At 73.8% G+C, this 26,837-nt stretch carries 22 protein-coding genes; 12 read left to right on the top strand and 10 right to left on the bottom strand.

Annotated elements, in window-relative coordinates:
- Nucleotides 1–64: 64 nt before the first annotated feature.
- The 3 genes from ABZW32_RS00525 to ABZW32_RS00515 all read left to right on the top strand — a co-directional run bounded on the left by ABZW32_RS00525 (nucleotide 65) and on the right by ABZW32_RS00515 (nucleotide 4,358).
- Entirely contained in the window at nucleotides 65–829 is a 765-nt protein-coding gene (locus tag ABZW32_RS00525; protein ID WP_356209257.1) for a hypothetical protein, read from the top strand.
- Nucleotides 830–1,017: 188 nt separating this feature from the next.
- Nucleotides 1,018–1,797 (top strand): ABC transporter ATP-binding protein, encoded by a 780-nt coding sequence (locus tag ABZW32_RS00520; protein WP_266843146.1) that lies wholly within the window; start codon nucleotides 1,018–1,020, stop codon nucleotides 1,795–1,797.
- On the top strand, nucleotides 1,797–4,358 hold the full coding sequence (locus ABZW32_RS00515; RefSeq protein WP_356209255.1) for an FtsX-like permease family protein: 2,562 nt from the start codon (nucleotides 1,797–1,799) through the stop codon (nucleotides 4,356–4,358). The genes ABZW32_RS00520 and ABZW32_RS00515 overlap by 1 nt, the downstream gene beginning before the upstream one ends.
- 87 nt (nucleotides 4,359–4,445) lie before the next feature.
- Here the strand turns inward: ABZW32_RS00515 and ABZW32_RS00510 are convergent, their stop codons facing one another.
- Nucleotides 4,446–5,453 carry a TauD/TfdA family dioxygenase gene (locus ABZW32_RS00510; RefSeq protein WP_356209252.1) on the bottom strand — a complete coding sequence of 336 codons (1,008 nt, stop codon included), beginning with the start codon at nucleotides 5,451–5,453 and terminating at the stop codon, nucleotides 4,446–4,448.
- A 238-nt stretch (nucleotides 5,454–5,691) separates the two neighbouring features.
- On the opposite strand from ABZW32_RS00510, the gene ABZW32_RS00505 reads away from it, so the two are divergent.
- The gene (locus ABZW32_RS00505; RefSeq protein WP_356209250.1) at nucleotides 5,692–6,468 is read left to right on the top strand and encodes a 4'-phosphopantetheinyl transferase superfamily protein; all 777 of its coding nucleotides are present in this window, start codon (nucleotides 5,692–5,694) and stop codon (nucleotides 6,466–6,468) included.
- A gap of 108 nt (nucleotides 6,469–6,576) precedes the next feature.
- Nucleotides 6,577–7,158, top strand: a complete 582-nt coding sequence (locus ABZW32_RS00500; RefSeq protein ID WP_356209247.1) for a hypothetical protein — start codon at nucleotides 6,577–6,579, stop codon at nucleotides 7,156–7,158.
- A 15-nt stretch (nucleotides 7,159–7,173) separates the two neighbouring features.
- On the opposite strand, the gene ABZW32_RS00495 is transcribed toward ABZW32_RS00500, so the two are convergent.
- Both ABZW32_RS00495 and ABZW32_RS00490 read right to left on the bottom strand, forming a co-directional pair.
- Entirely contained in the window at nucleotides 7,174–9,051 is a 1,878-nt protein-coding gene (locus ABZW32_RS00495; protein WP_356209244.1) for a BTAD domain-containing putative transcriptional regulator, read from the bottom strand.
- Between the two features lie 167 nt (nucleotides 9,052–9,218).
- Entirely contained in the window at nucleotides 9,219–9,668 is a 450-nt protein-coding gene (locus ABZW32_RS00490; protein ID WP_266843156.1) for an Lrp/AsnC family transcriptional regulator, read from the bottom strand.
- A gap of 129 nt (nucleotides 9,669–9,797) precedes the next feature.
- Here ABZW32_RS00490 and ABZW32_RS00485 point away from each other — a divergent pair, with 129 nt between their 5' ends.
- The gene (locus tag ABZW32_RS00485; protein WP_356209241.1) at nucleotides 9,798–10,799 is read left to right on the top strand and encodes an asparaginase; all 1,002 of its coding nucleotides are present in this window, start codon (nucleotides 9,798–9,800) and stop codon (nucleotides 10,797–10,799) included.
- A 107-nt stretch (nucleotides 10,800–10,906) separates the two neighbouring features.
- On the opposite strand, the gene meaB is transcribed toward ABZW32_RS00485, so the two are convergent.
- Genes meaB through ABZW32_RS00465 form a run of 4 tightly spaced genes read right to left on the bottom strand, consistent with a single transcriptional unit; the run spans nucleotide 10,907 to nucleotide 17,198 of the window.
- Complete coding sequence (meaB, locus tag ABZW32_RS00480) at nucleotides 10,907–11,893, bottom strand: methylmalonyl Co-A mutase-associated GTPase MeaB (RefSeq protein WP_356209239.1); 987 nt, start codon at nucleotides 11,891–11,893, stop codon at nucleotides 10,907–10,909.
- Nucleotides 11,894–11,904: 11 nt separating this feature from the next.
- Nucleotides 11,905–14,091, bottom strand: a complete 2,187-nt coding sequence (gene scpA / locus ABZW32_RS00475; protein ID WP_356209237.1) for a methylmalonyl-CoA mutase — start codon at nucleotides 14,089–14,091, stop codon at nucleotides 11,905–11,907.
- Nucleotides 14,088–15,953, bottom strand: coding sequence for a methylmalonyl-CoA mutase family protein (locus tag ABZW32_RS00470; protein WP_356209234.1), 1,866 nt, complete (start codon nucleotides 15,951–15,953; stop codon nucleotides 14,088–14,090). Before ABZW32_RS00470 ends, scpA begins: the two co-directional genes overlap by 4 nt.
- Before the next feature lie 24 nt (nucleotides 15,954–15,977).
- Nucleotides 15,978–17,198 (bottom strand): ROK family transcriptional regulator, encoded by a 1,221-nt coding sequence (locus ABZW32_RS00465; protein WP_356209232.1) that lies wholly within the window; start codon nucleotides 17,196–17,198, stop codon nucleotides 15,978–15,980.
- Nucleotides 17,199–18,085: 887 nt separating this feature from the next.
- Between ABZW32_RS00465 and ABZW32_RS00460 the strand changes: the two genes are divergently transcribed.
- The 6 genes from ABZW32_RS00460 (at nucleotide 18,086) to ABZW32_RS00435 (ending at nucleotide 24,236) form a co-directional block, all read left to right on the top strand.
- Nucleotides 18,086–19,051: a TauD/TfdA family dioxygenase gene (locus ABZW32_RS00460; RefSeq protein ID WP_356209230.1), complete on the top strand. Its 966-nt coding sequence runs from the start codon at nucleotides 18,086–18,088 to the stop codon at nucleotides 19,049–19,051.
- 53 nt (nucleotides 19,052–19,104) lie between these two features.
- Entirely contained in the window at nucleotides 19,105–19,662 is a 558-nt protein-coding gene (gene ssuE, locus ABZW32_RS00455) for an NADPH-dependent FMN reductase (protein WP_356209227.1), read from the top strand.
- 44 nt (nucleotides 19,663–19,706) lie between these two features.
- Nucleotides 19,707–20,762: an ABC transporter substrate-binding protein gene (locus ABZW32_RS00450; RefSeq protein WP_356209224.1), complete on the top strand. Its 1,056-nt coding sequence runs from the start codon at nucleotides 19,707–19,709 to the stop codon at nucleotides 20,760–20,762.
- A gap of 8 nt (nucleotides 20,763–20,770) precedes the next feature.
- A complete protein-coding gene (locus ABZW32_RS00445; RefSeq protein ID WP_356209221.1) occupies nucleotides 20,771–21,592 on the top strand; it encodes an ABC transporter ATP-binding protein in 822 nt (273 codons plus the stop codon).
- Between the two features lie 431 nt (nucleotides 21,593–22,023).
- A complete protein-coding gene (locus tag ABZW32_RS00440) occupies nucleotides 22,024–22,791 on the top strand; it encodes an ABC transporter permease (protein WP_356209218.1) in 768 nt (255 codons plus the stop codon).
- Between the two features lie 110 nt (nucleotides 22,792–22,901).
- On the top strand, nucleotides 22,902–24,236 hold the full coding sequence (locus ABZW32_RS00435; protein WP_356209216.1) for an LLM class flavin-dependent oxidoreductase: 1,335 nt from the start codon (nucleotides 22,902–22,904) through the stop codon (nucleotides 24,234–24,236).
- Nucleotides 24,237–24,320: 84 nt separating this feature from the next.
- Here ABZW32_RS00435 and ABZW32_RS00430 read toward each other — a convergent pair whose 3' ends face one another.
- The 3 genes from ABZW32_RS00430 to ABZW32_RS00420 form a co-directional block, all read right to left on the bottom strand.
- Nucleotides 24,321–25,241: an NADP-dependent oxidoreductase gene (locus ABZW32_RS00430; protein WP_356209214.1), complete on the bottom strand. Its 921-nt coding sequence runs from the start codon at nucleotides 25,239–25,241 to the stop codon at nucleotides 24,321–24,323.
- 94 nt (nucleotides 25,242–25,335) lie between these two features.
- On the bottom strand, nucleotides 25,336–26,088 hold the full coding sequence (locus ABZW32_RS00425; protein ID WP_356209212.1) for a DUF2470 domain-containing protein: 753 nt from the start codon (nucleotides 26,086–26,088) through the stop codon (nucleotides 25,336–25,338).
- 45 nt (nucleotides 26,089–26,133) lie between these two features.
- Nucleotides 26,134–26,805 carry a helix-turn-helix domain-containing protein gene (locus tag ABZW32_RS00420; protein ID WP_356209209.1) on the bottom strand — a complete coding sequence of 224 codons (672 nt, stop codon included), beginning with the start codon at nucleotides 26,803–26,805 and terminating at the stop codon, nucleotides 26,134–26,136.
- Nucleotides 26,806–26,837: the final 32 nt, after the last annotated feature.

The following is a 26,837-nucleotide window of genomic DNA, read 5'->3' as shown; positions in this document are numbered from 1 at the left end:
GGCGGGGGCCGGGGGCGGGCGGAGGCCTCCCCGCACGGAGAACCCACCCCTCCCGGAGCTCCTCATGGCCCACCCCGCCCTCCAGACCGCCGCCCCGGCCACACCCGCCACCACACCCACGCCTGCCGCTGTACCCGCGCCCGCCACCGCGCCCGCGCCCGCCGCGATGTCCGCCGCCGCCCCGGCCGCGCCCGCCACGACCGCCGCTCCCGCCCGGCCAGGGCCCCCGCACACCCCCGCCCCCGGGGCCCGCGCCGTGGCCGCCGGGGTGCTCGCGGTCGCCCTGCTGCTGTCCGCGGGCGCCCTCGCCGGCGGCGCGCTCCAGGACTTCCTGGACCGGATGGCCGGCGTCTTCGCGCTGGTCGCGCTCTCGGTCTCGGTGATGCTCGGCCTCGCCTCCGTCTTCCGGGACATCCTCACCCCCGACCGGCGCCGGCTCGCCCAGCTCCTGCACCGCGCCGCCGGCCTCGCCGGGGTCGGCTTCCTGCTCGTCCACATCGGAGTCAAGGTGGCCGGCGAGGAGATCGCGGCGAGCGACGTCGTCCTCGGCAGCGGGGACCTCCTCGTCGACCTCGGTTCCCTGGCCGCCCAGCTCTTCGTGCTCGCGCTGATCACCGGCCTGTGGCGGGGCGTCTTCGCCACCCGCCGCTGGATCCGCCCCTTCCGGGTGCTGCACGGGCTCGCCTACGCCGGCTGGGTCGCCGGGATCGTCCACGGACTCGGCGCCGGCCGGACCCCCGCCCCGTGGGTCACCGCCTGCTACGCCCTGTGCCTCGCGGCCTCCGCCGCGGCCCTGGTCCACCGCTGGACGAGGGGGCGCCGCCGCTGAATCCCCCGCGAACGACCCTTTCCGGCCGTCGGCACCCAGCCCGCGGCCGGAAACCCGTACCCCGGGGCATTTTGAGTAGAGGGAATATAGGAACGCCGTCCAGGATCGGCGGTGTTGCATCCGCCACATCTCGCGGATGAGGCTGCTGACATTCCCCCCCTCAAAAGCTTTGGAAGGACTGGTCGCGCATGAGGACCGAGACGAACAGCCGCCGCGGGCAGAACGGCGCCGGGTCCCCGGGGTTCGCGCTGCGCCTGGACGGAGTCGTGAAGGAGTACGGAAAGGCCGGCCGGGGCGTGCGCGCGCTGGACGGGGTCTCGGTGGGCATCGAGCGCGGTTCGTTCACGGCCGTCATGGGACCCTCCGGTTCCGGCAAGTCGACGTTCCTGCACTGCGCCGCGGGCCTCGACAAGCCGTCGAGCGGTTCCGCGTACATCGGTGACACCGAGCTCGGGGGAATGAACGAGACCCAGCTGACGAAGCTGCGCCGTGAGCGCATCGGCTTCGTCTTCCAGGCGTTCAACCTCATCCCGGCGCTGTCGGTACGACAGAACGTCGAGCTGCCGCTGCGCCTGGCCGGCGAGCGCCTCGACTCCGGCTGGCTGGAGGAGATCCTCACGCGCGTGGGCCTGGGCGGCCGTGCCACCCACCGCCCCGCGGAGCTCTCCGGCGGCCAGCAGCAGCGCGTGGCGATCGCACGCGCCCTGATCACCCGCCCCGACGTCATCTTCGGCGACGAGCCGACCGGTGCCCTCGACACCGTGACCGCCAAGGAGATCCTCTCCCTGCTGCGCTCCTGCGTCGACGAGACCGGTCAGACCGTGGTCATGGTCACCCACGACCCGGTCGCCGCCTCCTACGCCGACACCGTCCTCTTCCTCGCCGACGGCCGGATCGCCGACCGGATGCAGGCCCCCACCGCCGACCGCGTCGCCGACCGCATGACCCACCTGGGAGCGTGGGCCTGATGCTGCGTTATGCGTTGCAGACCCTGCGCGCCCGCAAGGGCGGCTTCATCGGGGCGTTCCTCGCCCTCTTCTGCGCGGCCGCGCTCGTCACGGCCTGCGGCATCCTGCTGGAGACCGGGCTGAGGGGGACCATCGGCACCGAACGCTACGCCGGCGCCCCGGTGATCGTCGGCGGCGACCAGAACGTCCACCAGGTCACCGTCAAGCAGAAGGGCGACAAGACCAAGACCAAGAAGAAGGAGAAGCCGCTCGGCGAGCGCGTCTGGCTGCCCGCCGACACGGTCACCAAGGTCGCCTCGCTGCCCGGCGTCCGGGCGGCGCTGCCCGAGATCACCTTCCCGGCGTACGCGGTCACCCCCAAGGGACAGGTCGTCCCGGGCGTCGACGACAAGCCCTCCTACGGACACGCCTGGACCTCCGCGCCCCTGACCCCCTTCACCCTGGCCGAGGGCGCCGCCCCGATCGGCGCCGACGAGGTCGTCGTCGACCGCGAACTGGCCCGGCGGGCCGGCATCAAGCCCGGCACCGAACTGACCGTCCAGGCCACCGGCTCCCCGCGCGTCTACCGGGTCACCGGCATCGCGGCCCCCGCCGGCCACGACCTCAAGCAGCAGACCTCGCTGTTCTTCTCCGACGCCGAGGCCGCGCGGCTGTCCGGCCGCGCCGACCTGGTCGCCGTCGTCGGCGTGCTGCCCAAGGAGGGCGTGTCCACCTCGGAGCTCGCCGGCCAGGTCCGCCAGGCCCTCGACGGCACCTCCGCGGAGGTGGTCACCGGCGGCGAGCGCGGCCCGGTCGAGTTCCTCGACGCGGCCAAGGCCCGGATCAAGCTGGTCTCCATGGGCGGAGCCATCGGCGGCACCTCGCTGCTCGTCGCGATCCTCGTCGTCGTCGGCACCTTCGCCCTCTCCATCCAGCAGCGCTACCGCGAACTGGCCCTGCTGCGCGCCATCGCGGCCACCCCCAAGCAGGTCCGCCAGCTGATCGGCCGCGAGGCACTGATCGTCGGCGCCCTCGCCGGTGTCCTCGGCTCGATCACGGGCCTGCCCATCGCCTACTGGCTGCACGGCAAGTTCGTCGGCTTCAAGGCGATCCCCGACACCCTCGAAGTCACCTTCAGCGTCTTCCCGTTCTTCGCCGCCATCGGCGCGGCCCTGCTGGGCGCCTGGGCCGCCGCCCGGATCTCCGCCCGCCGCACCGCCCGCATCCGTCCCGCCGAGGCCCTGTCCGAAGCGGCCATGGAGCAGCGGAACTTCGCCTGGGGCCGGCTCGGCGCCGGTGCCGCGTTCCTGGCCGGCGGGATCGTGCTGCTCGCCGTACTCGCCGCCCTGCGCAGCGAACCCGCCTCCACCCCGGTGACGTTCCTGTCGGTCGTCGTGCTCTCGGTGGCGGTCTCGCTGCTCGGGCCGCTGATCGCCCGGATCGCGGTCGGCGTCCTCGGGGTCCCGCTGCGGGCCTCCCGGGTCGGCGGCTACCTGGCCACGGCCAACGCCCGCGCCAACACCAAGCGGGTCTCCGCCGCGGTCACCCCGCTCGCCCTGCTGATCGGCATGGCCTGCACCGTCTTCTTCGTGCAGACCACGATGGGCGCGGCGGCCACCGCCCAGGCCCAGGCCGGCAACAAGGCCGACTGGGTCGTCGGAGCCGCCGGCCCCGGCGTGCCCGCCCAGGCCGCCGAGAACCTGCGCAAGGTCCCCGGCGTGTCGGCGGTGACCGAGGTCGTCCGCACCTCCGTGCGCGTCGGCCTGGAGAAGTACCCGGCGCAGGGCGTCTCCACCGAGGGCCTGACCCGCACCTGGGACCCGGGCGTCAGCGACGGCACCCTGGACGGCTTCGGCGCGCAGAGCGTCGCGCTCAGCGACGTGGCGGCCGACAACCTGGGCAAGAAGCCCGGGGACAAGCTGAAGCTGACCCTCGGTGACGGCACCGAGACCGAACTGACCGTCGCGGCCGTCTACGACCGCGGCCTGGGCTTCGGCGACCTGACGATGTCCCACGAGCTGGTCTCGAAGCACGTCGACAACCCGCTGGCCTCCTCGCTGCTGGTCAAGACCGCTGACGCGGGCAAGCCCGGCCGCGCCGACCTCCAGAAGGCCCTCGCCGGCCTGCCGGGCGTCGGGGTGCTCGACCGCGACCAGGTCAAGGACCTGCAGGCCGAGGTCCAGCAGTCCAACGCCGAGGTGAACTACGTCGCGATGGGCCTGATCATCGCCTTCACCGCCATCGCCGTGGTCAACACGCTGGCCATGTCGGTGTCCGACCGCACCCGCGAGTTCGCGCTGCTCCAGCTCGTCGGCACCACCCGGCGCCAGGTGATGCGCATGCTCCGCATCGAGGCGGCCCTGGTGATCGTGATCTCCTCGGTCCTCGGCACCGGCATCGCCTTCGCGGTGCTCACCGCCTTCAGCGTCGGGATGACGGGCTCCGCGTCCCCCTCCATCGACGGCTGGATGTACCTGGGCGTCCTCGGCTTCGCGGCGCTGCTGACCGCCCTGGCCACGCTGGTCCCGGGCCGTCTGGCCCTGGCGGGCCGGCCGGCGGACGTCATCAGCTCACGGCAGTAGGCACCACGACGGCCGGAGGGCCGGCCCCCGCAAGGGGCCGGCCCTCCGGCCGTTCCTACCGGCTCCCGAAGAGCGGTGGGCGGCACGTCAGTTGAGCACCGCGCCACCACCCTTGCGGTCCACCCGGCTGCGCCGGTGGTCCAGGTGGGCGTACACCCGGTGGAGCCACCGGTCCTGGCCGTCGTAACGCGGGGTGAAGGAGGTCCGGCCGTGTACCGCGAGCCGGTTGTCGACCACCGCGAGGTCCCCGACCCGCAGGGCCAGCGCGGACATCGTCCGCATGAGGGCCTCGCGCAGCTCGCCCATGGCGGCCTTCGCCTCGTCGTCCAGCGGGTGCGTCGCGGCGAAGTCCACCAGGACGTTCGGGTCCTGGGGGTCCCCGACGAGCACCGGGTGGGCGGGGGTGACCGAGTTCAGATCGCCGAAGGACGGCGGCGGCTCGGTGAGGAACCGCGGCGCGGCCAGTACGGACACGGTGTGGGCGGACAGCAGCGGAAGGGCCCGCCGGATCGAGGACGTGCACAGCTTCGCATCGCCGGTCGGGTCCTCGCGGACGCAGAGCAGGCCGACGTAATCGGGCTTGTTGTCATGGAAGGCGTTCTCGACGTGGAGTTCCAGCAGAACGGAGCCGGCATTGCTCTGGGAACTCTCGCTCCCCGGGACCGGGACGACGTTCTGGACCAGGGCGCCGGTCTTTTCGCTGCGATAGGCGATGACCTCCCCGAGCTGGAGCATGGCCGCAGTGACCAGAGCCGAGGCCACGGCCGGCACCCGTTCCACGGAACCGGGCACGGTCGGCGTCTCGGGCAGCGGGTCGTTCGCGACCACCGGCACGTTGCGCAGCAGCAGCACCCCGTCGGGGCCGGCGTCGTGGCGGAACCGGCGCAGCGCGGCCAGCACCGAACGGGGCAGCGCCGACGAGGCGTCCCGCACGGTGTCCAGCCAGGCCGGATCGTCGATCAGGGCCGGGGTGGCCCGCAGCACGTCGGTGGCGACGGCGATCAGCCCGGCGCGCTCGGCGTCGGTGAGCGTGAGGGCGTCCGGGGCCGTGCCGGTCGCGGGAAGAGTAAGGGTGTGTTCCTGAATCCGCGGCATGAAGAAATCCTCGGGTTGATGAACGGTGACCCGAGTCAGTTTCCGGACCTTTCCTATCCCATTCCTATGGGAAAGGGCTCCGCATGGTCCGCGTATCCGTGTATAGCCGGGAAATAGTTGCCCACCGCATGGTTATGGGGCGGCTTTGTCTACGGTTTCCCCGGGGAAATCCCGGCGAATTCCTGCCGGCCGCCGCACGTCCCGCACCATCCGACGGGGGAGTAGAAGGGAGGACTTCATGGCATCAGGCACGGAAGGCCGCGCCCATGGCACGGCGATGGCCGTGGCCGACGCCCTCGGCGCACGGGGGGAGGCCCACGTCTGGTGGTGGCGTACGCCGGAACACACCGATCCGGCCGATCTGCCGCTGCTGGACACGGAGGAGTTCCGGCGGGCGCTGTCCCTGCCCGCCGAACGCGACGCCGCCGCCTTCGTCCGCTCCCGCGCCGCGGCCCGCCGGGCCCTCGCCGGGCTGTTCGGTCTCGGGCCCGGGGACATCGCCCTCGGCCGGCGCTCCTGTCCCGGCTGCGGCGACGGCAGTCACGGCCCGCCGAAGCTGGTCGTCCCGGACCTGGGTCTCCCGGTCAGCATGAGCCGTACCACCGGCTGCGGGATCTTCGCCCTCGGCGCGGGCGCCTCGATCGGCGTCGACGCCGAGTCGGTGCGCCCGGTCCGCGGCTCGGCGACCACCGACGCGGACCTCACCGCCGCGGAACGCGACCACCTGGCGGCGCTCCGCCCCGGTCCCGAGCGGGACGCGGCCTTCTACCGGATCTGGACCCGCAAGGAGGCCGTGGTCAAGGCCACCGGACTCGGTCTGTCCGGAGTCGAACTGGGCCTGCTGGAAACCCATCCGGGCCGCGAGGGTCCGGTCCGGGTCACCCACACCCACCGCGGCCGGACCACTGCCTGGACCGTCGAGGACCTCCGGCTCCTGGACGGCGTTGCGGTGGCGCTGGCCCGGCCGGCGGGACCCGCCGCGCACGGACCCGTGCACCACCACACCGACCACTGAGCCCCCCTCGACCTCACGCACCGCACCGACATCGCACCGCACCGACACCTCTCCGCCCGTCACCGCCCCCTCCGCCCCGGTACCGCCTCAGCGAAAGGCCGTAGAGCCATGACCATCGAGTCCTTCTTCCCCGTGGAACAGCTGATCGCGGAGAACGCCTTCCAGGCCGCCTCCACCGCCGAAGCCCCGTCCGGCTCCCCCGAGTTCGACTCGCCCGGGCAACTGCTGGGGCTGGACTCCGAGGACCTCGCCGCGTACTTCGAGGCGATCGCGGAAGCCGTGGAGCGGGACGACCCGGGCCCGGCCGCGCGCGGCGGCTGGGAGGAGCGGGAGCGGCTGCGCTTCTCCACCTGGGTCCGCCGGGTCTACGAGCACCCGCTCTCGCCGGCCGTCTTCGCGCTCCCGGTCACCGGAGTCATCCGCGAGTTCCAGCTCGGCCAGGCCGCGGAACTCGCGTTCCGCATCGACGTCGGCCGGGCCCGGGCGAAGGCCGCCAAGCCGTCCGCCGAGGTACGGGCCACGGCCGCCGTGGCCTCGGCCTGGGCGATCGCCGCCGACGCGCTGTCCCGCTCGCCCCGGCCCCCGCGCGAGCGGGTCGTCGGCGACGTGTGGACCATCGTCCGCGAGACCATCGAGCCGGCCCTGCGGCCCGCGGGCACCTTCCACCTGCGGTCCCACAGCTCGTGGTGAGCACCGCGGGGTGACTCACAGCACTGCGGAGGGGAAGGCGTCCCGGGTGGTCAGGGAGGCCGCCAGCAGCCGGACCAGGTCGTTCCACCGGTACAGCGGCCGGCCCTGGGAGTCCAGCCCGGACAGTTCCAGCAGGGCGCGGTCCACCAGGGTGTCCAGGGCCGCCTCCGCCTCCTCCTCCGCGGTGCCCAGTACCAGGGCCGCGTACTGGGCGCAGAAGGGTTCCGCGTCCCCGTCCGCGAGCCCGGTCAGCGCCGCCAGCTCCGGCTCCTCCAGCCGTCGTACGGAGTGCACCAGGGCCTCCCGCACGCTCACGTCGCCGTAGGACAGCTCGGCCAGCCGGGTACCGGGGTCGGCGAGCCGGGCCGCGAGCCGGGCCACCGGCCAGTGCGGGCGCGCCGCGAGCCGGGCCCCGGTGACGTGCAGGGCCAGCGGCAGCCCGGCGCAGTACGCCACCAGGTCGTCGGCCGCGTCCGGGTCGGCGTCCAGCCGGCCGCGCCCCACCAGCGAGGCGAGCAGTTCCAGCCCCTCCTCCTCGTCGACCAGGGCCAGCGCGGTGGTGTCCGCGCCGGCGACCCGGGCCAGCCGTTCCTGGCTGGTGATCAGCACCGCGGACTCCGGGCCGCCCGGCAGCAGCGGGGCCACCTGCCGGTCGCCCACGGCGCCGTCCAGGACCAGCAGCAGCCGGGCGCCCGAGGTCCGGGTCCGGTACAGCCGCACCAGTTCCTCCAGGTCCCCGAATGCCGACGCCGCAGGCGGTTCGCCGAGGGCGCGCAGCAGCCGGACCAGTACCTCGGCGGGCTCCTTCGGGGCCCCGTCCGGGTGGCAGAGCTCCACGAAGAGCTGTCCGTCGGGGAAGTGCGCGGCGCAGTCCTGGGCCGCGCGCACCGCCAGCGCCGTCTTGCCCGCCCCGGCCATGCCGGTGATCAGCAGCCGGCGCGGACGGCCGTCCTCGCGGCCCAGCCTCGCGCGCAGCCCGGCCAGCTCGGCCCGCCGGCCGGTGAACTCCCCGTACGGTGCGGGCAGCATCGCGGGCACCGCGCGCGACGGCGCCGCCGCCGTGCCCGCAGCCGGTGCCGTGGATCCGGCCCGGCCCCGGGCCGCGGGGGCCTGCGGGGCGTCCGCGCCGGCGGGCGGGGAACCGGCGGAGGCGCCCAGTCCGAGGCCGCCGCCGAGCACCGCCTGGTAGGTGGACCCGAGCGCCTCGCCCGGGTCCACGCCCAGCTGGTCGGCGAGGACCGCGCGGCCCTCGTAGTACGTGTGCAGCGCGTCGGCCTGCCGCCCGCAGCGGTACAGGGCCGTCATCAGCTGGGCGCGCAGCCGTTCCCGTACGGGGTGCTCGGCGACCAGTCCGGTGAGCTCGGCGGTGACCTGCTCGTGGCGGCCGACGGCGAGGTCGGCCTCGATCCGGCTCTCCAGCGCGATCATCCGCGCCTCCTCCAGCCGGGGCAGCTCCGCCTCGATCATCTGCTCGGTCGCGTTGGCCAGCGCGGTGCCCCGCCACAGGTCCAGGGCGTCGCGCAGCAGCCTGCCCGCCTCGTCGAAGCGGCGGTCGGCGAGGGCCTCGCGGCCCAGGCGGTCCAGGCGGTCGAACTCGGTGAGGTCGATCCACGCCCCGGGTGCCCGCAGCACGTAGCCCGGCTGCCGTCGGACGATCTCGATCTCCGGGCCGAGGTGCTTGCGCAGCCTCGACATGTACGTGTAGATCTGCGCGCTGGCCGTGGCCGGCGGGTCCCACCCCCACAGGAGGGCGCTGAGCCGGGCATCGGAGACCACGCGTCCTTCGGACAGCAGTAGCGCCGCGAGCACCGTATGGACCTTTGAACCGGAGAGCGGGATCGTAGCGCCGCTTCCCCGTTTGGCCTCGATCGGCCCGAGCAGCCGGAAGTCCATGCGGCACCCCCTTCTGGTGTGAGCATCCGTGTCGGATTCCAGAAGCTAGTGGGGGGCCTTATTGGAGGGTTATCGCCGTGCGCCCGGCTTCCGGCGTAGGGAGATATGCGCAGGTCGCCAGGGGTGGGCGGAGGGCGCGGCCGGGGCGTGGAGCGGCCGGCGCACCGTCAGACGGGCAGCCCGGTCGGCTCCTTGACGCGCTTCATGATGATCTGGGAGTTGACCTCGGTGATCCCGGAGAGCGCCGTGAGCCGCTCGATCCAGAGGCGTTCGTACGCGCGCAGGTCGGCGACGGCGATGCGCAGCAGGCAGCCCGGGCTGCCGAAGAGGCGGTAGGCCTCGATGACGTCGGGGATGTCCTGGAGCGCCGCCTCGAAGGCCTCGACGGCCTCCCGGTCCCGCTTGACCTCGACGGACACCAGCACCTCGAACCCGCGCCCGACGGCCTCCGGGTCGATCACGGCCCGGTAGCCCTGGATCACCCCGTCCTGCTCCAGCTGGCGCACCCGGCGCATGCAAGGGGAGGGCGTCAGGCCGACCCGCTGGGCCAGTTCCTGGTTGCTGAGGCGGCCGTCGCGCTGGAGCTCGCGCAAGATTTCGTGATCGATCGCGTCCATGGCGCAATTATCACCCACGGTTTGTTACGGGCACGCTGAAACACGCAATCGCATTGCGCGTAGATCTCACTATCATTGCCGGGTATAGGAAATCTGTACGAGATCTACGCGAGGGAAGGTGGCCAGGCCATGGGACGCATCGTCGTCATCAGCACCGGCGGGACGATAGCCAGCCGGTGGATGGGCTCCGGCTTCGCCGCCGAGGCCGACGGACGCGAGGTGATGGCCACCGCCCCCCTGCCCGAGGGCGTCACCGTCGACGTCGTGGACCTGTTCAGCGTGAACAGTCCCCGGCTCACCACCGCCCACCAGCTGACCCTCCTGCGCACCGTCCACGAGGTGCTCGCCGACCCCGGCGTGGACGGCATCGTCGTCACGCACGGCACCGACACCCTGGAGGAGTCGGCCTTCCTCGTCGACCTGCACCACCACGACGCGCGCAGCGTCGTGTTCACCGGCTCGCAGCTCCCCATGGGCTCGGCCGAGGGCGACGGTCCCGGCAACCTCTACGACGCCCTGCTCACCGCCGCCACCACGCGCGGACTCGGCGTCCTGATCACCTTCGCCGGCCGGGTGCACGCCGCCCGGGGCACCGTGAAGACCCAGGCCGTGGCCCTGGACGCGTTCGCCGACCCCTCCAAGGAGCTCCTCGGCAAGGTCGGCTTCGGCAAGGTCGCCGTGCTGCGCGGCCCGCAGCGGCCGGCCCCGCTGCCCCTGCCCGCCATGCCGGAGCTGCCGCCGCGCGTGGACATGGTGATGCACCATGCCGACGGCGACCCGGTGCTGCTGAACGCCGCCGTCGAGGCGGGCGCCAAGGGCATCGTCCTGGTGGGCACCGGCGCGGGCAACGCCACCCCGGAGATCGTGGACGCGGTGGCCGCCGCCGTCGCCCGCGGGGTCCTGGTCGCGCTGACCACGCGGGTCGCGGCCGGTCCCGTCACCGAGATCTACACCCACGGCGGCGCGGTCGACCTCGTCGCCGCCGGAGCCGTCCCGACCGGCACCCTGCGGGCCGGCCAGGCCCGGATCGCGGTCCTCTCCGCGCTGCTGGCCACCCCGGAGCCGGCCGAACGGGCCCGCGTCCTGCACGAGGTGCTGGGCGCCGCGGGCTCGGTACTGATCGACGCGTAACCGCCGGGAAGCCGCGAGGCGCGGGAGCCGGGGTCACGCCCCCGCTCCCGCGCCTCGCGCCTTCCCGGGCGCGCCCGGACCTGCCGGCCCGGACGCGCGCCGGACCGTCAGCCGCGGCCGAACGCCGACAGGATCCGGTCCGCCGCCGAGGTGGCGGTGACGGTACCCGCCCGCACCCCCGCCTCCAGCTCCGGAGCCAGCTCCCGTACCGCCGGATCGGCCCGCAGCCGCTCCAGCAGTTCGTCGCGGACCATCGACCAGGTCCACTCCACCTGCTGCGCCGCGCGCTTGGCCGCCAGTCGGCCGCCCGCGTCCAGCAGCATCCGGTGCTGTTCGAGCCGGTTCCAGACCTCGTCGAGCCCCGCCGACTCCCGCGCGCTGCACGTCAGCACCGGCGGGGTCCAGGCGGCGTCCGCCGGGTGCATCAGCCGCAGCGCGCCCGACAGTTCCCGGGCCGCCGCCTTCGCGTCCCGCTCGTGGGGACCGTCCGCCTTGTTCACGGCCAGCACGTCCGCCAGCTCCAGGACGCCCTTCTTGATGCCCTGCAACTGGTCGCCCGTACGCGCCAGCGACAGCAGCAGGAAGGAGTCCACCATCCCGGCGACCGTGGTCTCCGACTGGCCCACGCCCACCGTCTCGACGAGGACCACGTCGTACCCGGCCGCCTCCATGACGATCATCGACTCGCGGGTCGCCTTGGCGACCCCGCCCAGCGTCCCCGCGGACGGGGACGGCCGGACGAACGCCGCCGGATCGACGGCGAGCCGCTCCATCCGCGTCTTGTCGCCGAGGATGGACCCGCCCGTCCGGGTGGAGGACGGGTCCACGGCCAGCACCGCCACCCGGTGGCCCAGCCCGGTCAGCATCGTGCCGAACGCGTCGATGAAGGTGGACTTGCCCACCCCCGGCACCCCGCTGATGCCGATCCGCCGGGCACTGCCCGCGTGCGGCAGCAGCCGCGTCAGCAGGGACTGGGCCAGGGTGCGGTGATCCGGCCGGGTGGACTCGACGAGAGTGATCGCCCGCGCGATGTGCGCGCGCTTCCCGTCGAGCACGCCCTTCACGTACACGTCGATGTCGATCTTCGGGGGCATCCGCGCGGCGCCTACAGCTCGTGGCCCAGGTCCGCGGCCAGCCGCGTCACCAGGTCGTGGGCCGCGTCCGGAATGACCGTGCCCGGCGGGAACACCGCCGTCGCGCCCATCTCCAGCAGCGTCGGCACGTCGGCCGGCGGGATCACCCCGCCCACCACGATCATGATGTCCTCGCGCCCCTCCTCCGCCAGCTGCTCGCGCAGCGCCGGAACGAGGGTCAGGTGACCGGCCGCCAACGACGACACGCCCACCACGTGGACGTCCGCCTCGACGGCCTGGCGGGCCACCTCCGCCGGGGTCTGGAACAGCGGGCCGACGTCCACGTCGAAGCCCAGGTCGGCGAAGGCCGTCGCGATGACCTTCTGGCCGCGGTCGTGCCCGTCCTGGCCCATCTTGGCGACCAGGATGCGCGGACGACGGCCCTCCGCCTCCTCGAACCGGTCCACGAGCGCACGCGTGCGCTCCACGGACGGGGACTCGCCTGCTTCGTTGCGGTACACACCCGCGATCGTACGGATCTGGCTCGCGTGCCGCCCGTACACCTTCTCCAGTGCGTCCGAGATCTCACCGACCGTGGCCTTGGCGCGCGCCGCGTCCACCGCCAAGGCGAGCAGGTTGCCCTCCCCGCTGCCGGCCGCGTTCGTCAGCGCCCGCAGGGTGTCCTGCGTACGCGCCTCGTCGCGCTCCTCGCGCAGCCGCCGCAGCTTGGCGATCTGCTGCGCGCGCACCGAGGAGTTGTCGACCTTGAGCACCTCGATCTGCTCGTCGCTCTCCACCCGGTACTTGTTCACGCCGATCACCGGCTGCCGGCCGGAGTCGATCCGCGCCTGCGTACGGGCGGCGGCCTCCTCCACCCGGAGCTTCGGGATGCCCGCGTCGATGGCCTGCGCCATGCCGCCGGCCGCCTCGACCTCCTCGATGTGCTGCCAGGCCCGCCGCGCCAGGTCGTACGTCAGCTTCTCGACGTACGCGCTGCCGCCCCACGGGTCGATCGACCGGCAGGTCCCCGACTCCTGCTGCAGCAGCAGCTGGGTGTTGCGGGCGATGCGCGCCGAGAAGTCCGTCGGCAGCGCCAGCGCCTCGTCGAGGGCGTTCGTGTGCAGCGACTGGGTGTGCCCCTGGGTCGCCGCCATCGCCTCGATGCACGTACGCGTGACGTTGTTGAACACGTCCTGGGCGGTCAGGGACCAGCCCGAGGTCTGCGAATGCGTGCGCAGCGACAGCGACTTGGCGTTCTTCGGGTCGAACTGCTTGACCAGGCGCGCCCACAGCAGCCGGGCCGCGCGCAGCTTCGCGACCTCCATGAAGAAGTTCATGCCGATCGCCCAGAAGAACGACAGGCGCGGCGCGAACGCGTCGACGTCCAGACCGACCGCCTGACCGGCCCTCAGGTACTCCACCCCGTCCGCCAGCGTGTACGCCAGCTCCAGGTCGGCCGTCGCCCCGGCCTCCTGGATGTGGTACCCGGAGATCGAGATCGAGTTGTACCGCGGCATGTTCCGCGAGGTGAAGGCGAAGATGTCGGAGATGATCCGCATCGACGGCTTCGGCGGGTAGATGTAGGTGTTGCGGACCATGAACTCCTTGAGGATGTCGTTCTGGATGGTCCCGGCGAGCTTGTCGGGGGAGACGCCCTGCTCCTCCGCCGCCACGATGTAGAGGGCGAGGACCGGCAGCACCGCGCCGTTCATCGTCATCGACACCGACATCCTGTCGAGCGGGATGCCGTCGAACAGCTGGCGCATGTCGTAGATCGAGTCGATCGCCACGCCCGCCATGCCGACGTCACCCGTCACGCGCGGGTGGTCACTGTCGTAGCCGCGGTGCGTCGGCAGGTCGAAGGCCACCGACAGGCCCTTCTGGCCCGACGCGAGGTTGCGCCGGTAGAAGGCGTTCGACTCCTCCGCCGTGGAGAAGCCGGCGTACTGCCGGATCGTCCAGGGCTGGTTCACGTACATCGTCGGGTAGGGGCCGCGCAGGTACGGGGCCACACCCGGGTACGTCGCCAGGAAGTCCAGGCCCTCCAGGTCCCGCCCCGTGTACAGCGGCTTCACGCCGATGCCCTCGGGGGTCTCCCACAGCAGGTCGGCGGCCGCGGTGCCGGTGGACTCCTTCACCGCGGAGCGCCACTGCTCCTCGGACACCCCCCGGGCGGCGGTGGGGCCGAGCGCCAGCTCGGAGAAATCGGGGATGCTCAAGACGGCACTCCCATCCGGTCGAGTACGGAGGACAGCACGGCGACGGCGTCACAGCCGGCGAAGACGTACTCGTCCACGGAAGCCCCTGCGGTGCCCGGCCGGCCGGCGAGGAAGACGGTCGTGGCGCCCGCCGCGCGCAGCGCCTCGGACACCGCCGCGGCCTGCTCCTCGTACAGTGCGTCGCTGGAGCAGAGCACGGCCATGCCGTCCGCACCGCTCGCCGCGTACGCCCCGGCGGCCGTCGCCGGATCCACCGACACCGGGTCGTGGACCGGTTCGACGCCGCCCGCCTGGAACAGGTTCGACGCGAAGGTGGCGCGGGCGGTGTGCGCGGCCGCCGGACCCAGCGCCGCGAGGAAGATCCGCGGCCGGGCGCCGGTGGCGGCCAGGTGCGCGTCGCTGCGGGCGCGCAGGGCCTCGTAGGCTTCGTCGCGCCGGACGCGGGGGAGCCCGCCGGCCGGGCGCGCGGGCGCGGCCTCGCGGACCACCGGCTTCTCCGACAGCAGCGGGAACTCGCTGACGCCGGTGATCGGTTCGCGGCGCGTCGCCAGCTTCTTCGACCGCGCGGCCCAGGTGGCGGCGAGCCGCTCCGCGACCAGCCCCGAGCGCAGCGCGGCGGCCTGCCCGCCGGCCCGCTCCACGGTCCGGAAGAACTCCCAGGCGGCCTCGGCGAGTTCGTCCGTGAGCCGTTCCACGTAGTACGAGCCGCCGGCCGGGTCGATCACCCGGGCCAGGTGCGACTCCTCCAGCAGCACGGTGGAGGTGTTGCGGGCGATCCGGCGCGCGAAGGCGTCCGGCAGGCCCAGCTCGCTGTCGAAGGGGAGCACGGTGACGGAGTCCGCGCCGCCCACGCCCGCCGCCATGCAGGCGACCGTGGTGCGCAGCATGTTCACCCACGGGTCGCGCCGGGTCATCATCACCGGCGAGGTGACGGCGTGCTGCCGCTGGGCGCCCGCCTCCGCGGCCCCGCAGGCCTCGGCGATCCGGGCCCACAGCCGCCGGGCGGCGCGCAGCTTGGCGATGGTCAGGAACTGGTCGGCGGTCGCGGCGTAGCGGAACTCCAGCTGCCCGAGGGCGGCTTCGGTGGTGAGACCGGCGTCGGTGAGGGTCCGCAGGTACGCCACCCCGGTGGCCAGGGACAGCCCGAGCTCCTCGGCGGCCGAGCCGCCCGCCTCGTGGTACGGCAGGGCGTCCACGGTCAGCGCGCGCACGCCGGGCCAGGAGGCGGCCGCCTCCCGGGCCAGCTCGACGGCGGGCGCCTGGTCCAGGGCCTCACCTGTGCGGGCCTCGTGCCCCAGCGGGTCGATGCCCAGGGCGGCGCGCGCGTCCCGCGGGGCCACCCCCCGCTCGGCGTACAGGGCGAGCAACGCCCGTGCGGCGTCGGCGTATTCGGCTCCCGGGTCCAGGACCACGGGCGCGAGGTCGAGGTAGACGCCCTCCAGTGCCCGCGCGAGGCCGTCGGCCGGCAGACCGCCCCGGCCGACGGTCAGCCAGAGGGAGGTGGTGCCGTTCTCGAGGTCGGCGAGGGCCGCCTCGTTGATCCGTACCGGGTCGCTGCCCGCGAACCGCTGGCGCACGTCCCAGCCGGAGGTGCCGGTCCCGGCGGGCGTCCCGCCGCGCACGAAGGGTGCGAAGCCCGGGAAACCGGTGTCGGGGCCGTCCCCGTCGGGGCGTGCCGTGTACAGCGGGCGGGTGATGAGCCCGTCCTCGAGTGTGGTGGACAGCGCGTCTTCCGCCGCCTCGCCGGATACTTCCTTGCCCGACTTGCGCAGTACGCCCTCGACCAGGCGTTGCCACTGCTCATGTGTCGTTTCGGGAAATTCGGCGGCCAGGGAGAGCCCGTCGTCAGGCAGGACCGTCATGGCTCGAATGCTAGGGGGGCCCGATCAACCGAGACCATAACCGCCGGATGTGATCTCGCACTCCCAGGTCAGCCCGGCCGGGTCGCGGAACAGCGGGTCCAGCAGCACCGTCGCGGCGGCCTGCGGGAGGACGGCCGGACCGGCGTGCGGGGAGATGATCCGCGCGGGATCGTCGCACACGTGCGAGCGCTCGACGGCGGCGGCGCGGATCTCGTCCAGGTAGCCCTCGTGCAGTACGCAGGACAGCTCGGTGACGACCATCACCGCCGGGTTGAACACGTCGAGCAGCAGTGCCGCGGCCCGTCCGACGTCCCGGGCCCGCTCGCGCAGCAGCCGGTCCGCCCGGGGGTCGCCGGCCGCCGCGGCGTCGACGAGGAGGGCGACGGACGGATCGGGCACGATCCCGCGCCGCACGGCCTCGGCGCCGAGTGCGGTGTCGGAGGCGGTCGCCTGGAGGCAGCCCGTACGCCCGCACGCGCAGACGGCCCCGGACCCGGGCACCGGCAGGTGCGCCACGTCGCCCGCGGCGGAGCCGGGACCCTGGTGGACCGTGCCCTCGATGCCGAACGCGGCGTCGACGACGTTGCCGATGAACAGGTGCACCAGGCTCCGGCGGGCCGCCGGATGCCCGAAGAGGATCTCGGCCCCGGCGACGGCGCGGGCGTGGTTGTCCACGTGCACCGGCAGGCCGAGGGCCCGTGCCAGCTCGGCGGCCAGCGGCCACTGCCGCCGGCCGAGCGCGGGATGCCGTACGACGGTCCCCGTGTCGGGCCGGACCCAGCCGCCGAGTGCGGCGCCGACGCCGAGGAGGGGCCGGCCGCCGGGGGCGCGCTCCCGCAGGAAATGGCCGAGTTCCGCCGCGATGCGGCCGGAAAGGGCCGGGTCGAGCGGGTCCCGGTGGGGGAAGGCGCGGCGGGCCAGGACCTGCCCGCGCAGGTCGACGAGGCTGAAGGTGGAGGCGGGCACCCCGATGTGCAGCCCGGCGGCGACCGGCCCGCCGACGGCCCCGGTGTGCAGGTCCAGCGGGATCCGGGGCCGGCCGGAGGCGGCCCGGCAGACGGGGTCGGGCAGCTCGCGCAGCAGCCCGGCGCGGAGCAGGCCGGTGGTCTGCCGCGACACCGCGGCGGGGCTCAGCCCGCACAGCGGGGGGATCCCGCTGCGGGCCACGGGCCCGTGGTCGAGCACCGTCCGCAACACGGAGGCGGCATTGGCGACCCCCCGCCGGTCCCCGGCCATTCGCGTCATCCCCCGATCATGCCGGACCCTGCGGGGCGCCGGCGCCGGCGCGGGCGTCGGGTTGTCGCCCGCCCGCCCGGCCGGGCGGCGGCCCCGGAGCGTGCGGGGCGCGCGGTGCGTGGCGGTGGCATTGCGGGGCCGTGAAATCCAGCCATGGTTTTCGGCCGCCGGTTGGTGAGGAAAGGGCAGGTCAGCGCCGGTGCGGAGGGTTCGGGGCCGGGTGTGGGGCGGGGGTTGACCCGTGACGGGGGCGCTGACAGGCTCCGGGTCATGACCGCGAACGTCCACCTCGCCCCGCGGCTCTGCACCCCCGGCCCCTGTCCCGCGCCGGACCGGTGTCCGGGCCCCTGTTGCTCCTGACCCGCGCCCCGGGCCCCGGAGCCCGCTCCGGCGGGCCCGGCCCCGGCCCGTACGCGGCGGGGCCGTCGCCTCGCCGGAGCCGGCCCTCGTGCCGGTAGCGTCCGGGACCCCGGACCGGCCGTCCTGACCCGTCCGCCAAGGGCCGTTCCCTCGGGGGAACCCGGGTCCGGAGGGCCCGTCGGACCGGGTTCCCCCGAGGGGCTCGGACCGCATCGGGCTCGGCGGAACCGCCCTCCCGATCGGCCCTTCGGCCCGTGCACTTCGGACCTCCGCTCCCGGTTCCCCTGACGGAGCCGGACCGGGCCCACGGTCCGGAGCCCCGGTTCCACGGGCTCGCTCTGCCGGCCCTGGGCTCCGGCTCCGGGCTCCGGCCTCGTGGGCGGGGCCTCCGGCCGGGCGGCCGTCCGTCGCGGGGGAGGAGTGGGGCCCGCTGTCCCGGGCCCCCTGAAACCAGTTCCGATCCGTCGCACCCGCACGCCTCGACTCATTTCTTCCGCAGCGGAAGTAAATCCACCACCCGCACCCAGGGAGTTCCCGTGACCACGCTCACCACCGCCACCGCCACCACCGTCACGAAGCTCGGCGGCCGCATCGGAGCCGAGATCGGCGGCGTACGGCTCGGCGGGGACCTCGCCCCCGAGGCCGTCGCCGAGATCCGCACCGCCCTCCTCGCCCACAAGGTCGTCTTCTTCCGCGGCCAGGGCCACCTCGACGAGGCAGGCCACGAAGCCTTCGCCGGGCTGCTCGGCACGCCGGTCGCCCACCCCACCGTCCCTTCCGCCGACGGCCGTTACGCCCTCGGCATCGACTCCCACCACGGCGCCCGCGCGAACCAGTGGCACACCGACGTCACCTTCGTCCCCGCCTACCCCGCCTTCTCCATCCTCCGCGCCGTCACCATCCCCCCGTACGGCGGCAACACCCTCTGGGCCAACACCGCCACCGCCTACACCCACCTCCCCGAGCCGCTCCGCGCCCTGGCCGACGGCCTGCGGGCCGTCCACTCCAACGAGTACGACTACGCGGCCCTCAAGCCCGACGCCCTTCCCGAGGCGCTCGCCCAGTACCGCGAGGTCTTCACCTCCACGAAGTTCCTCACCGAGCACCCGGTGGTGCGCGTCCACCCCGAGACCGGCGAACGCACCCTGCTCCTCGGCAACTTCGTCCAGCGCGTCAACGGCCTCACCGGCCGTGACTCCCGTACCCTCCTGGACCTCTTCCAGGCCCACATCGAGAGCCCCGAGAACACCGTCCGCTGGCAGTGGCGGGCAGGCGACGTCGCGATCTGGGACAACCGCGCCACCCAGCACTACGGCGTGGACGACTCCGACGACCACGAGCGCACCCTGCGCCGCGTCACCGTCGACGGTGACGTCCCGGTCGGCCCCGACGGGGTGCCTTCGCGCCTGATCAGCCCCGAGACCGTCCCGGCCCCCTCCTTCGGCATCCCCTCCGGCGCGTCCGGCGACGCCGGCACCTCCGAGGCACAGGCCTCCGTCTGATCCCCGTTCCCTCCGGGCCGCCGCCCGGCCCGCCCTCCGCCCGAGGAGCCACCGTGCCCAAGCTGCTCGCCCTCACCGGCAGCCCCTCCACCCACTCCCGCACCGCCGTCGTCGCCGACCACGTGCTGCGCCGGCTCTCCCACTCCGGGTTCGAGACCGCCCACCTCGCCGTACGCGACCTGCCCGCCGCCGACCTCCTCGCCGCCCGCCGCGCCGAGCCGGAGATCCGCCGGGCGCTCGAAGCCGTCGCCGAAGCGGACGGCCTGGTCATCGCGACCCCGGTCTACAAGGCCTCGTACACCGGCCTGCTCAAGGCCTTCCTCGACCTGCTCCCGCAGGACGGCCTGGCCGGCAAAACGGTTCTCCCGCTCGCCACCGGCGGCAGCCTCGCCCACGTCCTGACCATCGACTACGCCCTGCGCCCGGTCCTCGCCGCCCTCGGCGCCCGGCACGTGACCGCAGGCCGGTTCGTCCTGGACTCCTCCGTCGAGCGCGGGGCCGGACCCGACCGGCTGCGCCCCGAGGCGGAACTGGACCTCTTCCAGGCCGTCGACGAGTTCTCCGACGCCCTGCGCGCCTCCGGGGCCGCCGCCCTCAGCCCGGCCCCCTGACCCCGAGCCCCCGACCACCCCGCAGCCAGCGACAAGGATCCGCCATGCCCGCAGTCCCCACCCCGATCACCCGCTCCCGGCGCCAGTTCCTCACCCTGCTCGGCATCTCGGCGGCCGCGGTGAGCTGCGGCACGGCCACCGCGACCGGCGGGTCCGCCTCCGGACCCGCCGCCGCACCCGGCAAGCAGATCACCACCCTGAAGTACCAGGGCGCCGTCGGCGCCGTCACCCTTCCCGAACTCGCCGCCGACCTCGGCTTCCTCGGCAACCTCACCCTGGACTGGGTGGGCAACACCATCAGCGGCCCGCAGGACATCCAGTCCGCCGCGACCGGCCAGACCCACTTCGGCGGCGCGTTCAACGGCGCGGTCGTCAAACTCGTCGCGGGCAAGGCCCCGGTGAAGGCCGTGATCTCGTACTACGGCTCCGACAAGGAGACGAACCTGGGCTACTACGTCCTGGAGGACAGCCCCCTGCGCGGCCCCCGCGACCTGATCGGCAAGAAGGTCGGGATGAACACCCTGGGCGCCCACGCGCAGGCCCTCCTCGACATCTACCTGAGCCGGGGCGGCCTCTCGCGGGCCGAGTCCGACAAGGTCGAGGCCCTGGTCGTCCCGCCCGTCAACACCGAACAGTCCCTGAGACAGAAGCAGATCGAGGTCGGCGTCCTCAGCGGGGTGCTGCGCGACAAGGCCGTCGCGGCCGGCGGCGTCCGCCCGCTGTTCAGCGACTTCGACCTGCTGGGCGCCTTCAGCGGCGGCACGTACGTGATGACCGAGCGCTTCATCAAGGAGAACCCGGACACCGTACGGACCTTCGTGACGGGCGTGGGCAAGGCCATCGACTGGTCCCGCACCACACCGCGCGAGGAGGTCATCGCCCGGATGACGGAGATCGTCCGCAAGCGCGGCCGCAACGAGGACGCCTCGACCCTGAAGTACTGGCGCTCCTACGGGGTCGCCGCGCCCGCGGGCCGGATCGAGGAGAAGGAGTTCCAGCTCTGGATCGACTGGCTCGCCGAGCGCGGCGAGATCAAGAAGGGCCGGCTGCGCGCCGCGGACCTGTTCACCAACGAGTTCAACGGCAACGGGAAGGGCTGACGGACACCATGGCGAAGATCGTGTTCGAGTCCGTCACCAAGACCTTCCCCACCAAGGACAAGAAACGCAGAGAGGAGTTCACGGCGCTCGACGGGATCGACCTGGAGATCGGCACGGGGGAGTTCATGGTCGTCGTGGGCCCCAGCGGCTGCGGCAAGTCCACCCTCCTGGACCTCCTCGGCGGCCTCACCCGCCCCACCTCGGGACGGATCCTGCTCGACGGCGAACCGGTCACCGGCCCGGGGCTGGACCGGGGCATCGTCTTCCAGCAGTACGCCCTGCTGCCCTGGCGCACCGCGCTGGGCAACGTCGAGTTCGGCCTGGAGGCCACGGGTGTCCCGCGACGCCAACGGGCCTCCAGAGCACGGGAGTTCCTGGACCTGGTCGGCCTCACCGGATTCGAGGACCGGCACCCGCACGAGCTCTCCGGCGGCATGCGCCAGCGGGTCGCGATCGCCCGCTCGCTGGCCTACGACCCGGACGTGCTGCTGATGGACGAGCCGTTCGCCGCACTCGACGCGCAGACCCGCGAGTCCCTCCAGGACGAGCTGCGCCGCATCTGGCAGCGCACCGGCAAGACCGTCGTCTTCATCACGCACGGCATCGAGGAGGCCGTGTACCTGGGCCAGAAGGTGGCCGTCATCACCTCCCGGCCGGGCAGGGTCAAGGAGGTCGTCCCGGTCTCCTTCGGCGACCGGGCCGCCGGTGCCACGGGCGAGGACCTGCGCTCCAGCCCGGAGTTCGCCCGCTACCGCCACGAGATCTGGACCCTGCTCCACGACGAGGTGGCCCGCGCCCAGCGACTGGAGAAGGAAGAGGCCGCCGCATGAGCACCGACACCCGCCGGGAACAAGCCACCACCACGCTGACTCCCACCCCACCCCCGACACCCACCGCACAGGCCCTCCCGGCCCCGACCCCTACCGTGGCTCCCGCCCCAGCCCCGGCACCTGCCGTGGCTCCCGCCCCGGCCCCGGCACCCGCAGCGCAGGCCCTTTCGGCCCCGGCCCCTGCCGTGGGTCCCGCCCCGGCCCCGGCGCGCGCCGCGCAGGCCACCTCGCCTGCGGCACCCGCCGCGGAGGCCACCTCGGCCCCCGCGTCCGCCGTGGAGGCCGCCCCGGGAACGCCTACCCCGGCCCCGGCGCCCGTCGGCGGACCCGCACCGGCCCCCGACCCCGTCGGCGGACCCGCACCGAGCCCCGGGATTCCGCGCCCGCCGGTACCCGCCCGCGCCCCGCGCCGGGCTTCGCTCCGGGCCGGGGTGGTGCTCCGGTGGCTGCGGGCCGGCCTGCTGCGCTCGGCCGCGGTCCTGCTCCTGCTCGCCGTGTGGGAGACGGCGCCCCGGGCCGGACTGGTCGACGCCACCTTCCTGCCGCCGGCCAGCGAGGTGGCCCGCGCCTGGTGGGACCTGCTCGGCGACGGGCAACTCGGCGAGCACACCCGGGCCAGCCTCACCCGCTCCTTCGGCGGCTTCGCCATCGCGGTGGCGATCGCCGTCCCGCTGGGCCTGCTGATCGGCTGGTACCGGCCGGTCGCCGCCTTCCTCGGCCCCCTGCTGGAGCTCTTCCGCAACACGGCCGCCCTCGCGCTGCTGCCCGTCTTCGTCCTGCTCCTCGGCATCGGGGAGACCTCGAAGGTGTCGATCGTCGTCTACGCCTGCGTGTGGCCGATCCTGCTGAACACCATCAGCGCCGTCGGCAACGCCGACCCCACCCTGGTCCGGCTGGCCCGCTCGATGGACCTGTCCACGCCCCGGCTCTTCCAGAAGGTGATCCTGCCGTCCGCCGTCCCGGTGATCTTCACCGGCATCCGGCTGGCGGGCGCGGTCTCGATCCTCGTCCTCGTGGCCGCCGAGATGATCGGCGCGAAGGCGGGGCTCGGCTACCTGATCAACGCCTCGCAGTTCAACTTCGCGATCCCGCAGATGTACGCGGGGATCGTGACGATCTCCGCGATCGGCGTCGCCTTCAACCAGGTCCTGGTCGCGATCGAACGCCGCCTCAGCCTCTGGCGCGTCCCCGCCGCCTGACCTCCCCGGCCCCGCTTCCCCGGCCCCTCGCCTCCCGGCCCCCCGCCACCCGGGCCCGCGACACCCACCACCCGCGGAGCGCCCTCCGCGCCCACCGACAGGGAACAGACATGCCCGCACCCCGCCGCACCCTCCACCTCAACGCCTTCCTGATGAACGCCGGCCACCACGACGCCGCCTGGCGCCACCCGGACGCCAGCCCCGAGCGCGTCACCGACCTGCGCTACTTCCAGGAACTGGCCCGCACCGCCGAACGCGGCCGCCTCGACTCGATCTTCTTCGCCGACGGCCTCGCCCTCTGGGGCAAGGCCCGCCACAACGCCCTGGGCGGTTTCGAACCGCTGACCCTGCTCTCCGCCATCGCCGCCGTGACCGAGCACATCGGGCTCATCGCGACCGTCTCCACCACCTTCAACGAGCCCTTCCACACCGCCCGGAAGTTCGCCTCCCTCGACCACATCAGCAACGGCCGCGCCGGCTGGAACATCGTCACCTCCGGCACGGTCGACGAGGCCCGCAACTTCAACCGCGACGAACACCTGGAGCACGGCCTCCGCTACGACCGGGCCCGCGAGTTCCTCGACGTCGCCACCAAACTCTGGGACAGCTGGGAGGACGACGCGATCGTCCTCGACAAGGAGGGCGGCGTCTACGCCGACACCGGCAAGCTGCACCCCGCCGCCCACCGGGGCGAGTACTTCGGTGTCGCCGGCCCGCTCAACGTCCCCCGCTCGCCCCAGGGTTACCCGCTCCTCGTCCAGGCGGGCTCCTCCGAGGACGGCAAGGAGTTCGCCGCCCGGTACGCGGAGGCCGTCTTCACCGCCCAGCAGACCCTCGCCGACGGCCAGACCTTCTACAAGGACCTCAAGTCCCGCCTGGCCCGCTACGGCCGCGCCGAGGACGACCTCCTCGTGCTGCCCGGCATCGCCCCCGTCATCGGCTCCACCGAGGCCGAGGCGAAGGCCCTGGAGCGGGAGCTCACCGAACTCCAGGTGCCCGAGTACGGTCTCGCGCAGCTCTCCGGCATGCTCGGCGTCGACCTCACCGGGGCCGACCTCGACGGCCCGCTGCCCGCCCTCCCCGAGGAGCGGGACATCAACGGCAACAAGAGCCGCTTCACGCTCGTCGCCGAACTGGCCCGCCGGGACGGGCTCACCCTGCGCGAGCTGATCGCCCGCCTCGGAGCCGGGCGCGGCCACCGCGTGTACGCCGGCACCCCCGAGCAGATCGCCGACCAGCTGGAGGAATGGTTCACGCACGGCGCCGCCGACGGCTTCAACATCATGGCGCCCGTCCTGCCCACCGGCCTCACCGACTTCGTCGACCACGTCGTGCCGGTCCTCCAGCGCCGCGGCCTCTTCCGGACCGAGTACACCGGCGCCACGCTCCGGGAGAACTACGGCCTGCCGCGTCCCGCCAACCGGTACGCCCGGCCGACCGGGTGAGCGGACCTCCCGGCCGGCGCCGGGAGGTGGCGTGCGGGCGGCCGGAGGGCGGAACTCCGGCCGCCCCGCGGGCGTTCCCCGTACTCAGACGGTGAGGACGATCTTGCCGCGGGCCTGGCCCGTCGCGCTCAGTTCCCACGCGGCGGAGGCGTCGGAGAGCGGCAGGACGTGTCCCACCTTGACGGTGATCGTGCCCGCGTCGGCGAGCTCCGCGAGCGCGGTGAGGTCGGCCGTGGAGGCGCGCGCCCAGATGTGCTTGGCGCCCTTGGAATCGGCGTCGTTGTCGGCGACGGAGATCACCGGGCCGCCCGGCCGGACGATCGACTGCAGCAGTTCGACGCCGCCCTCGCCGTAGAAGTCGAGGCCGGCGTCGACGCCCCCGGGCGCCAGCTCCCGGACCCGCTCGGCCACCCCGTCCCCGTACAGCACCGGCTCGGCGCCCAGGGACCGCAGGTAGTCGTGGTTGCGGGCGCTCGCCGTGCCGATGACGCGGGCGCCGAGGTGGACCGCGATCTGTACGCCCAGCGAGCCGACGCCGCCGGCGGCCGAGTGGATGACGACGGTCTGACCGGCAGTGACGCCCGCCCGGGTGACGGCCTGGTAGGACGTGAGTCCGGCCAGGGGGAGGCCGGCGGCCTGTTCGAAGGTCAGCCCGCGCGGCTTGGGGGCGAGGGTGCGCACGGGGGCGGCGACCAGCTCGGCGTACGTGCCCAGCTGCACCCACTCCTTGCGGACGTAGCCGTAGACCTCGTCGCCGACGGCGTAGTCGTAGGTGTCGGGGCCGACGGCCTCGACCGTTCCCGCCACGTCCCAGCCGGGGATGACGGGGTGGCGGACTTCCAGGACGTGACCGAGGAAGCCGGCGGCGAGCTTCCAGTCGACGGGGTTGACGCCCGCGGCCTTGACGCGGACGAGGACCTCGCCCGGCCCGACCTTGGGCTCCGGTACCTCGACGAGCTCTAACGCGGTCGGGGTTCCGTAGGTGCTGTAGGTGATTGCCTTCATGTACGACCCAACGGTCCTGTTCCGGAGACTGTTCCGGAAGACGGGCGCCCGGTTCCCGGACTCCAGAAGGGCTCCAGCAGGACTCCGGCGGTCCTCAGGCCGGCAGGGTGTTGCGGTGCGAACGCCGCCGGGCCGCGCTCAGCAGGGCCTGGATCTGGGCACCCGACTGCTCTACGTCGTCCAGCGGGGAGGGGAACGGCAGCCGTACGTCGCGGTGCCCGCGGCGCTCCTCCAGGCGCAGGGTGATCCCGTACCGGTCCAGGGCGAGCGGCAGCGCGCGGACCACGGCGGCCGTGGGCGCCGGCCGCACCAGCCGCAGCAGCAGGGTGACGAGCTCGGGGTGGTCGTCGAGCATGTGCGTGAGCATGCCGGCCTCGTACGGGGCGAGCGGGTCGGGCCAGGCCCGGTCCAGTTCCTCCAGCCCGATGTACGCGGTCCCGTCCGCGGTCTCCAGAACCGCCTGGCCGTACTCGACGCAGGTGCTGCCGCCGGGAGCGGCCCCCTCGTCGGCGTGGCCGTCACCGGAGTAGGGGGTGAGGAGGCGGCCCAGGACGGTGACGCGGGCGCGCACCCGGTCGCGCACCGGGGTCGGGGCGACGTCGGTGAACTCCAGCCGGATCGCGGGGCGCTCGTCGGGCAGCGGGAGGCCCGTCTCCCCGGCGGCGGGCGCGGCCGGGTGCAGGTGCAGCCGTCCGAGGACGTCGGAGCCGTCGAGGTGGCGCACCTCGTGCTGGACGCCGTCGACGACCACGGTCATGGAGTGGGCCGCGGCCAGCACGGACCGGACGCGCTCGGCGTCGCTGGGCCGGGCCGTGGCGGGAGTGGCGGGATCACCGGACAGGCGCATGCGGAGGTCTCCATCATCCGAGCAAGCGGGTTAGGTATGCCTAACCTAACCTATTCGTCGATCGGGGAGTACCCCGCGGGCCAGCCGGCCGAGGGTCTCGGCGATCCGTTCGGGGGGCAGGCCGAGGGAGTGCCGCTGGAACTGGTAGACCTCCGGCGCGAGCGGGCTGAGCAGTACGTCCACGTCGGCGTCGGGGTCGACCGCGCCGGCGTCCACCAGCAGGCTCCGCACGTGCGCCCGCCAGTGCCGGTAGGTGGCGCGGCCGAAACGGTCGGGCCCCGGGCGGATGCCCAGGGCCAGTGGCAGGTGTCGCTCCAGGTGCGCCAGCGCGGCGGCGTAGAACGCCGCGAGCCGCTCCGCCGGCGGTGCTCCGGGTCCCAGCGGCGGCGGGCCGAAGGCCAGGCGGCCTTGCAGGACGCGCTCGTGTTCGTCGAGGAGGGCGGCGGCGACGGACGCCGGGTCGGGGAACCGGCGGTACAGGGTGGCCCGGCCGACCCCGGCGGCCTTGGCGATCTGGTCCATCGTCACCGTCCGGGGGTCCCGTTCGGTGAACAACTGCTCGGCGGCGCCCAGGATCTGGGCCCGGTTGCGGACCGCGTCCGCCCGCTGCCGGCCCCGGGGGGACGGAATCAGGCCACCGGTACCCGGCGCGGCGCGCCGGACGGGGCCGCCGCCTGTGATGTCGCGTACCGTGCGGACCTCGTCGCCATTGGTCATGGCGGCGACCCTACGTCCTTCGTGTCGGTGTT

The sequence above is a fragment of the Streptomyces sp. NPDC004667 genome (genome assembly GCF_040609475.1).
GTDB lineage: Bacteria > Actinomycetota > Actinomycetes > Streptomycetales > Streptomycetaceae > Streptomyces.
Note: the sequence above shows the minus strand (reverse complement) of the source record. Positions and strands in the feature narration are given on the sequence as shown.